General features: G+C 64.0%; 16 protein-coding genes. 11 read left to right on the top strand and 5 right to left on the bottom strand.

The window, feature by feature from the left end; all coding sequences use genetic code 11:
- Positions 1–21 precede the first annotated feature (21 nt).
- On the top strand, positions 22–1320 hold the full coding sequence (gene sbmA / locus IG169_RS10985) for a peptide antibiotic transporter SbmA (protein WP_193176258.1): 1299 nt from the start codon (positions 22–24) through the stop codon (positions 1318–1320).
- A gap of 34 nt (positions 1321–1354) precedes the next feature.
- Here the strand turns inward: sbmA and IG169_RS10980 are convergent, their stop codons facing one another.
- The gene (locus IG169_RS10980; RefSeq protein ID WP_193176257.1) at positions 1355–1687 is read right to left on the bottom strand and encodes a TraR/DksA family transcriptional regulator; all 333 of its coding nucleotides are present in this window, start codon (positions 1685–1687) and stop codon (positions 1355–1357) included.
- Between the two features lie 49 nt (positions 1688–1736).
- Between IG169_RS10980 and IG169_RS10975 the strand changes: the two genes are divergently transcribed.
- The 9 genes from IG169_RS10975 (at position 1737) to IG169_RS10935 (ending at position 8648) form a co-directional block, all read left to right on the top strand.
- Positions 1737–2306 (top strand): NnrU family protein, encoded by a 570-nt coding sequence (locus tag IG169_RS10975; RefSeq protein WP_193176256.1) that lies wholly within the window; start codon positions 1737–1739, stop codon positions 2304–2306.
- 86 nt (positions 2307–2392) lie between these two features.
- Positions 2393–3064, top strand: a complete 672-nt coding sequence (locus tag IG169_RS10970) for a tetratricopeptide repeat protein (RefSeq protein WP_193176255.1) — start codon at positions 2393–2395, stop codon at positions 3062–3064.
- Positions 3061–4494 carry a ribosome biogenesis GTPase Der gene (gene der / locus IG169_RS10965; RefSeq protein ID WP_193176254.1) on the top strand — a complete coding sequence of 478 codons (1434 nt, stop codon included), beginning with the start codon at positions 3061–3063 and terminating at the stop codon, positions 4492–4494. The genes IG169_RS10970 and der overlap by 4 nt, the downstream gene beginning before the upstream one ends.
- Positions 4495–4620: 126 nt before the next feature.
- Positions 4621–5799, top strand: a complete 1179-nt coding sequence (locus tag IG169_RS10960) for a cell wall hydrolase (RefSeq protein ID WP_343225638.1) — start codon at positions 4621–4623, stop codon at positions 5797–5799.
- 209 nt (positions 5800–6008) lie between these two features.
- Entirely contained in the window at positions 6009–6419 is a 411-nt protein-coding gene (locus IG169_RS10955) for an AtpZ/AtpI family protein (protein WP_193176253.1), read from the top strand.
- A 32-nt stretch (positions 6420–6451) separates the two neighbouring features.
- Positions 6452–7204, top strand: coding sequence for a F0F1 ATP synthase subunit A (locus IG169_RS10950; RefSeq protein ID WP_193176252.1), 753 nt, complete (start codon positions 6452–6454; stop codon positions 7202–7204).
- 61 nt (positions 7205–7265) lie between these two features.
- A complete protein-coding gene (locus IG169_RS10945; RefSeq protein WP_035521724.1) occupies positions 7266–7493 on the top strand; it encodes a F0F1 ATP synthase subunit C in 228 nt (75 codons plus the stop codon).
- 92 nt (positions 7494–7585) lie between these two features.
- Positions 7586–8155 (top strand): F0F1 ATP synthase subunit B, encoded by a 570-nt coding sequence (locus tag IG169_RS10940; RefSeq protein WP_193176251.1) that lies wholly within the window; start codon positions 7586–7588, stop codon positions 8153–8155.
- 10 nt (positions 8156–8165) lie between these two features.
- Positions 8166–8648, top strand: a complete 483-nt coding sequence (locus IG169_RS10935) for a F0F1 ATP synthase subunit B (protein WP_193176250.1) — start codon at positions 8166–8168, stop codon at positions 8646–8648.
- A 72-nt stretch (positions 8649–8720) separates the two neighbouring features.
- On the opposite strand, the gene rnhB is transcribed toward IG169_RS10935, so the two are convergent.
- Positions 8721–9398 (bottom strand): ribonuclease HII, encoded by a 678-nt coding sequence (gene rnhB, locus IG169_RS10930; protein WP_193176249.1) that lies wholly within the window; start codon positions 9396–9398, stop codon positions 8721–8723.
- A 172-nt stretch (positions 9399–9570) separates the two neighbouring features.
- Positions 9571–10734 carry a PA0069 family radical SAM protein gene (locus IG169_RS10925; RefSeq protein WP_193176248.1) on the bottom strand — a complete coding sequence of 388 codons (1164 nt, stop codon included), beginning with the start codon at positions 10732–10734 and terminating at the stop codon, positions 9571–9573.
- Positions 10735–10877: 143 nt separating this feature from the next.
- Here IG169_RS10925 and IG169_RS10920 point away from each other — a divergent pair, with 143 nt between their 5' ends.
- Positions 10878–11408: a glycosyltransferase gene (locus IG169_RS10920; RefSeq protein ID WP_193176247.1), complete on the top strand. Its 531-nt coding sequence runs from the start codon at positions 10878–10880 to the stop codon at positions 11406–11408.
- Here IG169_RS10920 and moaB read toward each other — a convergent pair.
- Both moaB and IG169_RS10910 read right to left on the bottom strand, forming a co-directional pair.
- Positions 11405–11962, bottom strand: coding sequence for a molybdenum cofactor biosynthesis protein B (gene moaB, locus IG169_RS10915; protein WP_193176246.1), 558 nt, complete (start codon positions 11960–11962; stop codon positions 11405–11407). The genes IG169_RS10920 and moaB overlap by 4 nt on opposite strands.
- A complete protein-coding gene (locus tag IG169_RS10910) occupies positions 11959–12867 on the bottom strand; it encodes a 4-(cytidine 5'-diphospho)-2-C-methyl-D-erythritol kinase (protein ID WP_193176245.1) in 909 nt (302 codons plus the stop codon). The genes moaB and IG169_RS10910 overlap by 4 nt, the downstream gene beginning before the upstream one ends.
- Between the last annotated feature and the right edge of the window lie 5 nt (positions 12868–12872).

Here is a 12872-nt window from a genome sequence, read left to right as displayed (position 1 = left end):
ACACGTTAAGGATATTGCGCCGTGTTTCAGTCGTTCTTCCCCAAACCGAGACTGTTTTTCACCTCCGTCATCCTCTGGACGGCGGTGGTGATGGCGTTGTGGTATTCCGGCGCACACCAATGGGGCCAGCACATCGGTCTGGGCGTGGCGACGCCGGAGGACGAGAAAATCGTCGGCATCCATTACTTCTGGTCGCCGTCCTTCCGCTGGCTCTATCTCTATTACACCGCCGCCGTCGCGCTGTTCGCGGGTTTCTGGTTCACCTGGTCGCCGCATCGCTGGCAGGTCTGGTCGATCATCGGCTCGGCGGTCATCCTGTTTACCACCTATTTCGGCGTCCAGATCTCGGTGGCCCTCAACAACTGGCGGCGGCCGTTCTTCGATCTCGTCCAGCAGGCGTTCGAGAAGGATTCCACCGTTACCGCGGGCCAACTCTACCATCTGATCTGGGTGTTTTCGTCGATCGCCTTCATGGCGATCTTCGTTTTCGTCGCCACGCGCTTTCTGATCAGTCACTGGATCTTCCGCTGGCGCACCGCGATGAACGACTACTACATGGATCGCTGGACCAATCTGCGTCACATTGAGGGCGCGTCCCAGCGCGTCCAGGAAGACACGATGCGTTTCGCCGGCATCATGGAGGGCCTCGGCGTCTCGCTGATCGACTCCGTCATGACCCTGATCGCCTTCCTGCCGCTGCTCTGGTCGCTGTCGAGCTACGTCCAGGACCTGCCCATCATCGGCGCAATTCCGGCGCCGCTGTTCACGGCGGCGATCTTCTGGTCGCTGTTCGGCACGGTGCTGCTTGCGGTGGTCGGGATTAAGCTGCCGGGGCTGGAGTTCCGCAACCAGCGCGTCGAGGCCGCCTACCGCAAGGAGCTGGTCTATGGCGAGGACGATTACGACCGCGCGAAGCCGATGACGATGCGCGAACTGTTCAGCCACGTTCGCCACAATTATTTCCGGCTCTATTTCCACTACATGTACTTCAACGTCTTCCGCTCGCTCTACCTGCAGGCGGACAACATTTTCGCCTATTTCCTGCTGATCCCGACCATCGTCGCCGCCGGCACGGTCGGGTTCACCTTCGGCATAATGCAGCAGGTTCTGACCGCCTTCGGACAGGTGTCCGGCTCGTTCCAGTATCTCGTCAATTCGTGGACGACGATCGTCGAGCTACTGTCGATCTACAAGCGCCTGAAAGCCTTCGAATCGGCGATCGGTGGCGGCGATTTGCCGGATATCGACCGCGAATGGCTGGAGATCCATGGCGCACCGGACGACGGCGAGGCGACCCAGCCTGTCGGATCGGGGATCTAGGGCAATTACGTGAAACGATGAACGTCTCTGGCGGTCAGTCGGCGCATTTGACGCAGCGCGTCGCCATCGGGTCGATGGCGAGCCGCCCGTCGGGGATTTCCTCTCCGCACGCGTCGCAAGTGCCGTAATCGCCGGTCGCGATCCGGCGCTCGGCCATCTCGATGCGCACCAGGTCGCGCTGGCGCGCACGCTCCGCCGCCTCGGCCACGGCCTGCTGCTGCATCGCGTCCATGCGTGACAGCCGGCCGACGGCAACCTGGTCGAGCTCGACGGTCGAGCGCGCATCCGCGCTCATCGCCGAGTGGGCCTCGATTTCGGCGCGTTTTTCTGCGAGGCGCTGCTTGGCCTTTTCCAGATCGGCTGTCATACAGTCACGCTATTCATTTGCGGCTGGCGCAACAAGGGAGACGCAGTTCATGATTTGGCTCGTGGCGGGACTGGTGGTGTTTCTCGGCGTTCACAGCGTGCGTATGCTCGCGCCCGGCTTTCGCGATCGGATGATCGCCCGGCTCGGCGAGGGAGCCTGGAAGGGTCTCTATTCGCTCATTTCGCTGGCCGGTCTGGTCCTGCTGATCTGGGGCTACGGCCAGGCCCGGCCGGACGCGGCCATCATCTACGAGCCGCCGGTCTGGACCCGGCACATCGCGATGCTGCTGATGTTGTTCTCCTTCATTCTGCTGGTCGCCTCGCAGATTCCCGCCGGCTACATTAAGAAGGCGGTCAAGCATCCGATGGTGCTTGCGGTGAAGATCTGGGCCTTCGCGCATCTCCTCGCCAACGGCGATCTCGCATCGCTGATCCTGTTCCTGGCGTTTCTCGCCTGGGCGGTCTGGAACCGGATCGCGGTGAAACGGCGCGGCAACCCGGAATTCGCGAAGGTGTCGGTCCGCAACGACTTCATCGCGGTGACGGTCGGAACCGCGCTGACGGCGTGGTTCATCATGCAGCTGCATGCCTGGCTGATCGGCGTGTCGCCGATCGGTTGAAACCTCGTTGCGGTATCGCCCCTTTCTTTTGCCGCCAAAACCCGTAAAAGCGCACATCACAAGTAAGACAGAAACGGCATCGATACATGTCTGACGACAGCTTTATCCGCGAGGTCGAGGAGGAACTCCGTTCCGACCGCCTGAAGGGCTTCTGGGACCGCTTCGGCACCTACATCATCGCCGCCGCCGTCATCGTCGTGATCGCGACGGCGGCCTGGACCGGCTACGAATATTATACCGAGAGCCGGGCGAATGCCTCGGGCGACCGGTTCCTTGCCGCGCTCAACCTCGCCAACGAGGGCAAGAGCGACGAGGCACTGGCCGCGTTGCAGAAGCTCGAGGCCGACGGCTATGGCGCCTATCCGGTGCTCGCCCGCATGCGCGCGGCGACCGTGCTGCAGGACAAGGGTGATGCCGCCGGTGCCGTCGCCGCTTTCGATGCCGTGGCCGCCGACACCTCGGCGCCCCAGGCCGTACGCGACATGGCGAATATCCGCGCCGCCTATATCCTCGTCGATACCGGCAGCGCGACCGACGTCGCCGAACGTGCCGAGGCGCTGTCATCCGACGAAAATCCGCTGCGCCATGCCGCGCGCGAGGCCCTCGGCCTTGCCGCCTGGAAGGACGGCCGCCTCGGCGATGCCAGGACGCTGTTCCAGCAGATCGCCGACGATCCGGTCGCGCCCCGTAACGCCCAGCAGCGCGCCTCGATCATGCTTGATCTGATCAAGGCCACGGGCGAGGTCCAGACAGGGTGAGCTTCACCGTCGCCATTGTCGGGCGGCCGAATGTCGGCAAGTCGACGCTGTTCAACCGGCTGGCCGGACGCAAGCTCGCGCTTGTCGACGACACGCCGGGCGTGACGCGTGACCGCCGCCTGCATCCCGCAAAGCTTTACGACCTTGCCTTCGACGTGATCGACACGGCGGGCCTCGAGGTCGGCCATGCCGACACGCTGCCGGGCCGCATGCGGGCCCAGACGTTGCGCGCCATCGAGGAAGCAGATGTCGTCCTCTTCGTCATCGACGCCAAGACCGGCCTGACGCCGGACGACAACACCTTCGCCGAAATCCTGCGCAAGTCAGGCAAGCCGGTCATCCTCGTTGCCAACAAGGCCGAGGCCCGCGGCGCGGAGGCAGGTCTTTACGATGCCTATGCCCTCGGCCTTGGCGAGCCGGTCGGCATCTCCGCCGAACACGGCCTCGGCCTGCCGGACCTGCGCGACGCGGTCGTCGAGGCGATCGGCGAGGAGAGGGCGCTGGCCGAGGAGGAGGAAGACCAGGCGGATGCGGAATTCGGCGATCTCGCCGGCGAGGATGTCACTGACGAGACGGACGACGACATTCCCGCCTACGATGCGACCAAGCCTTTGCGCATCGCCATCGTCGGCCGGCCCAATGCCGGCAAGTCGACCCTGATCAACAAGCTGATTGGCCAGGACCGGTTGCTGACCGGCCCCGAGGCCGGCATCACCCGCGACTCCATTTCCGTCGACTGGGAATGGAAGGGCCGCAAGATCAGGCTCTTCGATACCGCGGGCCTGCGCCGCAAGTCGCGCGTCCAGGAAAAGCTTGAGAAACTGTCCGTCGGCGATGCGCTGCGCGCCATCCGCTTCGCCGAAGTCGTCGTGATCGTTCTCGACGCGCAGATCCCGTTCGAGAAGCAGGATCTGCAGATCGTCGACCTGATCGCACGCGAGGGCAGGGCGCCGGTCATCGCCTTCAACAAGTGGGACATGATCGAGGATCGCCAGCAGGCGCTCGCCGATCTGCGCGAAAAGACCGAGCGGCTGCTGCCGCAGGTACGCGGCATTCGCGCGGTGCCGATTTCCGGCCAGACCGGGGCCGGCCTCGACACGCTGATGCAGGAGATCCTCCACACCCACGAGGTCTGGAACCGTCGCATCTCTACAGGCCGCCTCAACCGCTGGCTCGACGGCGTCGTTCAGCACCATCCGCCGCCGGCCGTCGCCGGCCGCCGGCTGAAACTGAAATACATTACGCAGGTCAAGATGCGCCCGCCGGCCTTCGTGCTGTCATGCTCGCGCCCCGACGCGATGCCGGAGTCCTATCTGCGTTATCTGACCAACACACTGCGCCAGGATTTCGACCTGCCCGGCGTGCCGATACGCATGCTCACGCGCACCAGCGACAACCCGTTCGCCGGCCGGGCGAAGAAAAAGCGCTGAACGGGACCCGCTCTCGATTGTTCCGATTCCGCCCGCCGCGTTGCGGTCATTAACCCGCTATCAAGGTTAATCGATCATTGTGCTTCGAGTTGTCGAGTAGCGTTGCGTATGTAGCGGAGTGCATGAGTGCGTATTGTGAAATTTAACGCCGCCCGCCGCGTTGCGGCCCGGTTGTCCGGTCCCGCTGTTCTGGCAGCCGCATTCCTCCTCTCCAATCCGACCACGGTCGCCATGCAGGATATCGCCAGCCTGCTGACCGGCGCCGACGCGCAGCAAAGCCGCTGGCAGACCTACCTGGTCGGCTCCGCCGCCGGATCGATCCAGAAGGCCGAACTCGTTTACAATGTCGATCCCACCGTGACCGGGTCGATCGCCTCCAGCGGCATCGATGCGCCGAATATCGGCCGCGTCGTCCTGACGCCGGCGAAATCGGAAGCCGCGGCAACCCCCGACGAGCAGCGCATCAATCGCGCCGAGAAGACCGGCCGCATCGTTTCGGTCGCGCCGGTCGCCCCGCCGAAGGACTTCTCGGCCGGCAGGGTTCTCGAACAACAGAGTTTCATCCTGCATCCGGCCACCGACGAGAACACGCTGATGGCCTTCGCCAAGCCGAGGATCGGCGGCAAGGAAATCGAGATCGCGACCGAGTTCCACCAGCGCCGCGACGAGACCGGTGATTCCCAAGTGCCGGTGATGCTCGCCAGGCTGGTCACCAACAAGAAGGCCGATGTGCTGGCCACCGCCTATGCGCCGTCCGAGCCCGATTTCGTCAGCCAGTCGCCCTTTCGCAGCCTGCTGAAGGAACCGGAACCGGAAGATCAGGGCCGCTTCATCCCGCCTTTTGAAAAGGGCGATCACGCTTGGGCGCAGACACCACTGCCCGCCGAGGTCTTTTCCGCCCGCGAGCAGAAATGCCTTGCCGAAGGCGTCTATTTCGAGGCCCGCGGCGAAAAGCTGGAAGGCCAGGCGGCCGTGGCGCAGGTGATTCTCAACCGCGTCCGCAATCCGGCATTCCCGGACACGATCTGCGGCGTCGTCTACCAGAATGACAACTGGCGCAACCGGTGCCAGTTTTCCTTCGCGTGCGACGGCAAGCGCGACCGGGTGCGCTCGCCGCGCCACTGGGAGACGGCGCAGGACATCGCCATGGCGGTGTCTGCCGGCAAGATCTGGCTCAAGTCGGTCGGTTCTGCGACGCATTATCACGCGGTTTATGTCCGTCCGCGCTGGGCGCGAACCATGGAACGCAAGGCCCGGATCGGCCTGCATGTCTTCTATCGTCCCTATGGCGGCGGATGGAGCTGAGGGCGGGAGTCGGCGCCATTGCGGTGCGGCAATTGCGGCACAAGACTGCGACCATTTGCTAAGCCGTATATAAGCTTCTGATTCTATTGCATAAATAACACCTCTGGGCATATGCAGACGCGCCTTGACTAGCCAAGGTGGCGAAACTATGTTGCGCGCGACTTCACAGGGGGTCGCCAGTTCTCCGATGCTCGAACCGGATCAGGCCAATGGCACAGAATGATGCGCCAGGCTCGCCGGGCGGAAACAAGCATGAAGGAACGCGTGGTGATTCCGGCGAAGTCGGAGATCTCGATGACCGGCGCAAGGCGCTCGATGCGGCGCTTGCTGCAAGAACGGCGGTAGAAAGCGCAGGATTGCGGGATCGCAGGATGGACGGCGGGGCCGGTTTCGCCTACGCACTCAGGCTGTCGAGCGAGTTCATCGCCGGCGTGCTTGTCGGGGCGGGAATCGGCTACCTGATCGACCGGATCGTTGGCACGTCGCCATGGGGCATGATCGTTTTCCTGCTCCTCGGTTTCGTCGCCGGCATACTGAACGTCCTGCGCTCCGCCGGTCACTTGGCGGAACCTGAGGCGAAAATAGGGCCCGGCGCAAAACCGGGTGATAACAAGGAATAGCCGCGCGGCGCGCGACAACCGAGGGGTATACGGTGGCAAACGATCCGATCCACCAGTTTCAGATCCACAAGATCATTCCGATCGAAAACGTCGGTGGTCTCGATCTCTCCTTTACCAATGTCTCCCTGTTCATGGTTGCGACAGTCGCCATCGCGGCGGGATTCCTGTACCTGACCACGGCGAATCGCGGTCTCGTTCCGAGTCGCATGCAGTCCGTCTCCGAGATGGCCTACGAGTTCACGGCCTCGATGTTGCGAGACGCGGCGGGAACGCAGGGTATGCGGTTCTTCCCGTTTGTCTTTTCCATTTTCATGTTCGTCCTGGTCGCCAACCTGATGGGCATGTTCCCGTATTTCTTCACGGTGACCTCGTCGATCATCGTGACATTCTCGCTCGCGATTCTCGTGATCGGCACGGTCATCGTCTACGGCTTCATGAAGCACGGCCTGAAATTCCTCGGCCTGTTCGTGCCCGAGGGCGTCCCCGGCGTGCTGATGCCGCTGGTCGTGATGATCGAGGTGATTTCCTTCTTTTCCCGGCCCGTCAGCCTCTCCGTCCGTCTTTTTGCCAACATGTTGGCCGGACATATTACGCTGAAGGTGTTTGCCGGGTTCGTCGTGTCCCTGTCCACGCTCGGCGCTCTGGGTATCGGCGGCGCCATCCTGCCGCTGCTCATGACGATTGCCCTGACCGGCCTCGAATTCCTCGTGGCCTTCCTTCAGGCCTATGTGTTCGCAGTGCTCACCTGCATGTATATCAACGACGCATTGCACCCGGGCCACTGATCGCTTAACCGGCGGCAAGCCGCCAACTTAATCCGCCAATTCTCATCCAAAGGAGTTCATCATGGAAGCGGAAGCAGCAAAGTACATCGGCGCCGGTATCGCATGCCTCGGCATGGGCGGTGCAGGCATTGGCCTCGGCACGATCTTCGGCAACTATCTCGCCGGTGCCCTGCGCAACCCGTCTGCAGCCGACGGCCAGTTCGGCCGCCTGATCTTCGGCTTTGCCGTGACGGAAGCCCTGGGCATCTTCTCCCTGCTCGTCGCGCTCCTGCTGCTGTTCGCAGTCTGATCGCACATACGGGTTCCGGCCGGGATGACCGGCCGGATCGCTCCAGGATAAAGCGCGGCTCCGCCGCGCGATCTTCTGTTTAAGGGACGGCCATGTTTGTAACCGAAGCACTTGCCGCAGGTGCAGAAACAGCGGCGCACGGTGCCGCAGCCGCCGCCGAAGGTCACGGTGGCGAAAGCTTCCCGCCGTTCGATGCGTCGACTTACGCGTCCCAGATATTCTGGCTCGCGCTGACCTTCGGGTTCCTTTTCTGGTTCATGTCCAAGGTGATCGTTCCGCGCATCGGGGGTATCCTCGAAACGCGCCAGGACCGCATAGCCCAGGACCTCGACAAGGCGCATGAGCTGAAGACGGAAGCCGACGAAGCCATCGCCGCCTACGAGCAGGAGCTGGCCGAAGCCAAGTCATCCGCCAACGAGATTGGCAACAAGGCCCGCGAAAGCGCCAAGGCGGCCGCGGAAGCGGAACGCCAGAAGGTCGAAAAGGCCCTGGGCAAGAAACTGTCCGAGGCCGAAGCCCGGATCGCTTCGGTCCGCGACAAGGCCATGGCCGATGTCGGCGCGATCGCCGGCGAAACGACCGAGGTCATCGTCAAGCAGCTTATCGGCGGCACGGTGACGAAGACCGAGATCACCAAAGCGTTGAAATCGGTCGAGGGGTAGGAGAGTCATCATGGGTGACCAAACATTCTGGGCGCTTGTCGCACTGATCATCTTCCTCGGCATCATCGTCTACGTGAAGGTGCCGGGCATGATCACCAAGGCGCTCGACGACCGCGCGGCGAAGATCCGCAACGAACTGGAAGAAGCCCGCAAGCTGCGCGAGGAAGCGCAGGCGCTGCTGGCCGAATACCAGAAGAAGCGCAAGGAAGCCGAGAAGGAAGCCTCGGAGATCGTCGACGCGGCCAAACGCGAGGCAGAGGCGATCACCGCCGAGGCGCGCGACAAGACCGAGGAATACGTTGCTCGGCGCACGGCGCTTGCCGAGCAGAAGATCGCCCAGGCAGAATCCGACGCGATGGACGAGGTCCGCGGTTCGGCCGTCGACATGGCGCTCGCCGCCGCGACGCAGATCCTCGGCGAAAAAGTGACGGCCAAGACCGCCGGCGACCTGTTCAAGAAGTCGCTCGACGACGTCAAGACGCGCATGAACTGACGTTCGGTCGAAAGTATCCGATCAGGCCGGGCCCGCCGAAAAGCGCGCCCGGCCTTTTCATTGGCGCCGTTGTTATGTGCGCGGTTTGAGCGGGCTGAACGTGAACCGGTGCACGCGCCCGACGCCGCCATGCAGGCCGATAGCCTCGCGATGGATCTGCGATCCGTAGCCCATGTGTTTTTCCAGTCCGTATTGCGGGTGGCACGGTCCGAGCCTTGCCATCATGCGGTCGCGCGTGACCTTGGCGATCACCGAGGCCGCGGCAATTGACAGCGAGCGGCTGTCGCCCTTGATCACCGCCTTCGGCGGCGTCCGCAGGCTGAGCCCCGGCGGAATGTCGCGTCCGTCGAAGAGCGCGCTGTCGGCGGCAACGGCAAGGCCCGTGAGCGCGAGGCGCATGGCTTCCAGGCTTGCCCTGAGGATGTTGCTGCCGTCGATTGATTCCGCACACAGGCTAGTAACGGAGACCGCCCGCGCGCTGGCCATCACCTCGCCGTAGAGGCGTTCGCGGCTGAGTGCCGTCAGTTTCTTGGAGTCGTTCAGTCCGTCCGGCGCATGGTCCGGATCGAGAATCACCGCCGCCGCGACCACCGGCCCGGCAAGCGGCCCGCGGCCCGCTTCGTCGACGCCCGCCACATGCTCGTATCCGCTCGCCCAATAGCTCGCTTCCAGCCGGAAGTCGGGCAAAACCGGATCGTCGAAGCCGTCGAAGGGAAGAAGAGAATCGGGAGGCGCGGTCGTGGTCGTCATCGTGCGGGATAAGTACCACGGATTTTCACGCGCCCGCCCGATTCTCTTTCCGAAGACCCTGTTTTGCTCAAGCTTTTGGGCGGGGGAGCCTCGGCTTGGCGCTGCGGCCAGGGTCTTGCCGCCGAACGGACCGGTGGGGGATGGAGAGGGGACGTCCGGTCCGTCCGGCGGTTTACAGGAGACTGAGTTGCTCACTCTCCGGTTTCGGCGCCTCGAACAGGTCGGTGCGCAATTGCAGTTTTCCGCGGTTGAGGCCGAGCCGCTTTGCCGTCATTTCGAACCGGCGCGCGATCTGCCAGGCATAGGGGCCGGTGCCGCGCATGCGTTTGCCCCATTCGGCATCGTAATCCTTGCCGCCGCGCATCGAGCGGATCAGCGACAGGACGTGACGGTAGCGCTCGGGATAGTGGCGCAGCAGCCATTCCTTGAACACCGGCGCGACCTCGAGCGGCAGGCGCAGGAGGACATAGCCGGCCTCGCGTGCGCCCATGCCGGCAACTGCATCGAGCAGCTTCTCGATCTCGTGGTCGTTGAGGCCCGGAATGATTGGCGCGATCATCGCGGACGCGGGAATGCCGTTGTCGCTTAGGATGCGGATCGCCTCCAGCCGCTTCGACGGCGTCGACGCGCGCGGCTCCATGGTCCGGGCAAGCTTGCGGTCCATCGTCGTCACCGAGAGCGCGACCTTGACCAGCCCCTTCTCCGCCATCCGCGCCAGGATATCGATGTCGCGCGTCACCAGATGCGACTTGGTGACGATTCCGACCGGGTGGTTGTGCCTGTCCAGAACCTCCAGGATGGCGCGCATCAGCATCCAGTCGCGCTCGATCGGCTGGTAGGGATCGGTGTTGGTGCCGATGGCGATCGTCTTCACCTTGTAGCCGGGCCGCGTGATCTCCTTTTCCAGCAGCTTCGCGGCGTCCGGCTTGGCGAACAGCTTCGCCTCGAAATCGAGGCCGGCCGACAGTCCCATATAGGCGTGGGTCGGCCGCGCGAAGCAGTAGACGCAGCCATGCTCGCAGCCCCGGTAGGGGTTGATGGAACGGTCGAACGAAATGTCGGGCGAGGTGTTCTTCGTGATGATCGTGCGTGCCTGTTCCGTCTGCACCTCGGTCCTGAACGGCGGCAGGTCCTCGAGGCTGTTCCAGCCGTCGTCGACGATGCTGCGCGTGAACGGCTCGAAACGGCCCGACGGATTGATGGCGCTGGCCCGTCCGCGGGCCCGGTGCTCGTGGCCGCGCAGGCCGGACTGTCCGATCAGCCCGTTGGCGCGCTCGACGCCCTGTTCCGCCGGTCCGACGAATGCCGCTCTGTCCGCTGCTGTCATCACGTCCATTTTCGAGCCTCCCGGAGGGTCATGGAATCGCTTCGTTCGATGACTTTATTCCTATTGCAAAAACGAGAACAATACAAGAACAAAATGCCGAACACTTTGATTTCGCGCGGATGCTCTGCTAGGCACGGGAAACCGGGGGAACGATGGTCTCAATCCTGTTTTTTACGCACAATCAGGCCGTTGCGCTGGCGCGCTCGCTGGCGCCGCTGGTCCATGACGCGGTCGAGGGCCACATCGCCGAGGTGATCATTGTCGATGACTCCTCGACCGACTCGACGGCAGCGATCGCCGATGCGTCGGGCTGCACGCTGGCGAAAACCGGTGAACGGCCGCTGCGCGCCGTCATGAAGGAGGCGCGCGCGGACTGGTTCGTCGTGCTCGAACCGGGCGCGCGGCTGAAAGAGGGCTGGCACGAAGAAGTCATGGACCATATCATGCGCGCGGAAGCGACCGCCGCCACGTTCCGGCGCGAGCGGACCGGCAACTGGCTGTCGCGGATTTTCCGACCGGTGACGGAACGACGCGGTCCGCTTGCCAGCGGTCTCGTCATCTCGAAGGCACAGGCGCTCGCCAATCTGTCGGCGAATGCGAAATCGGGCGAGGACCTTGTGCGCGGCCTGGCATTGAGGGTGCTCGACGCCGAGATCGAGATGGCGCCGACGAAGGCCCCCTAGGCGGACTTGCCGCCGCCGCGCTTCAGATGCTCGTCGAGGCGCGGCATGATTTCCACGAAATTGCACGGCATATGGCGATAATCGAGCTGCAGCTTCAAAATGCCGTCCCAGGCGTCCTTGCAGGCACCGGGCGAGCCCGGCAGCACGAAGACGAAGGTCTGGCTGATCAGCCCGGCGGTCGCGCGCGACTGGATCGTCGACGTGCCGATCTTGTCGTAGGAAATCCGATGGAACAGCGCCGAAAACCCGTCCATGCGCTTGTCGAACAGCGGCTCCAGCGCCTCAGGCGTGACGTCGCGGCCGGTGAAGCCGGTACCGCCGGTCGTGATGATCACCTCGATGTCGTCACGTTTCGCCCAGTCGAGCACGGTGCCCGCGATCCGCTGGTGCTCGTCGGTGACGATGGCGCGCTCGGCGAGCACATGGCCGGCGTCCTCGATCCGCGCCGCGAGCGTCGCGCCGGACTTGTCTTCTTCCAGTGACCGCGTGTCCGATACGGTCAGCACGGCGATGCGCACCGGGATGAATGGGCGGCTTTCGTCGATACGGCTCATGGTGCCTCCTGTTGCGATGGACCCGTCTCAGTCGCCGTGATCCACCAATCCGGCCGCTGGCGCAAGAGATGCGTTGCCGCACGCTCCGCGGCGTCCATGTCATCGTAAAGGCCGAAACAGGTCGCCCCGGAGCCGGACATGCGGGCGAGAAGTGGCCCGGTCTGGCGCAAGTCATCGAGGCAACCGGCGATATCCGGCGTCAGCCCGATGGAGGGCGCCTGCAGGTCGTTGCGGCTGTGTCCGCCGAGCCAGTCCGCCCAGTCCCGCGCCGTCGACAGTCCGGCCGTTTCCGCGATCGGGATCGGCGGATTGTCCTTGCGGACGAGGGCGGAGAAGACCGCGGGCGTGGAAACGTGGCGGCGCGGATTGACGAGAACCATCGCGAGCGGCGGCATGGCGGCAAGTGGAGTCAGGAATTCGCCGACGCCCCTGGCGATCAGCGGCCTTGACCGGAGGCACATCGGCACGTCGGCGCCGAGCTCGACGGCTTTTTCGCGGATCGTGTCCGCGAGGTCATCGGCATTCCAGCGGGCGATCAGCGCGGTCAGCGTCGCCGCGGCATCCGCCGAACCTCCGCCGATGCCAGACCCCGCCGGCAGGGCCTTTTCCAGCACCAGCGCGACGGGCGGTGCGTGCCGGCCCGTGCCGGCAATCGCCGCGCGCAGCATCTCGCGGGCGCGTATGACCAGGTTTTGGGCGGGATCGTCGGCGCAAAGCGCGCCTGCCTCGGGCCCGGTGATGCTGAAACTGTCGGCCTTGGCGGCGCCGACGCCGATCCGGTCACCGATGCTGGCGAAGACCGCGATCGTCTCGATCAGGTGATAGCCGTCGGCCCGCTGTCCGGTGACATGCAGCGCGAGATTGATCTTGGCCGGCGCATGGTGCCACGAAAGCGCTGAAGTCATCGCCT

The organism is Oricola nitratireducens, from assembly GCF_014904745.1.
GTDB lineage: Bacteria > Pseudomonadota > Alphaproteobacteria > Rhizobiales > Rhizobiaceae > Oricola > Oricola nitratireducens.
This window is presented reverse-complemented; position numbering and strand designations above follow the sequence as displayed.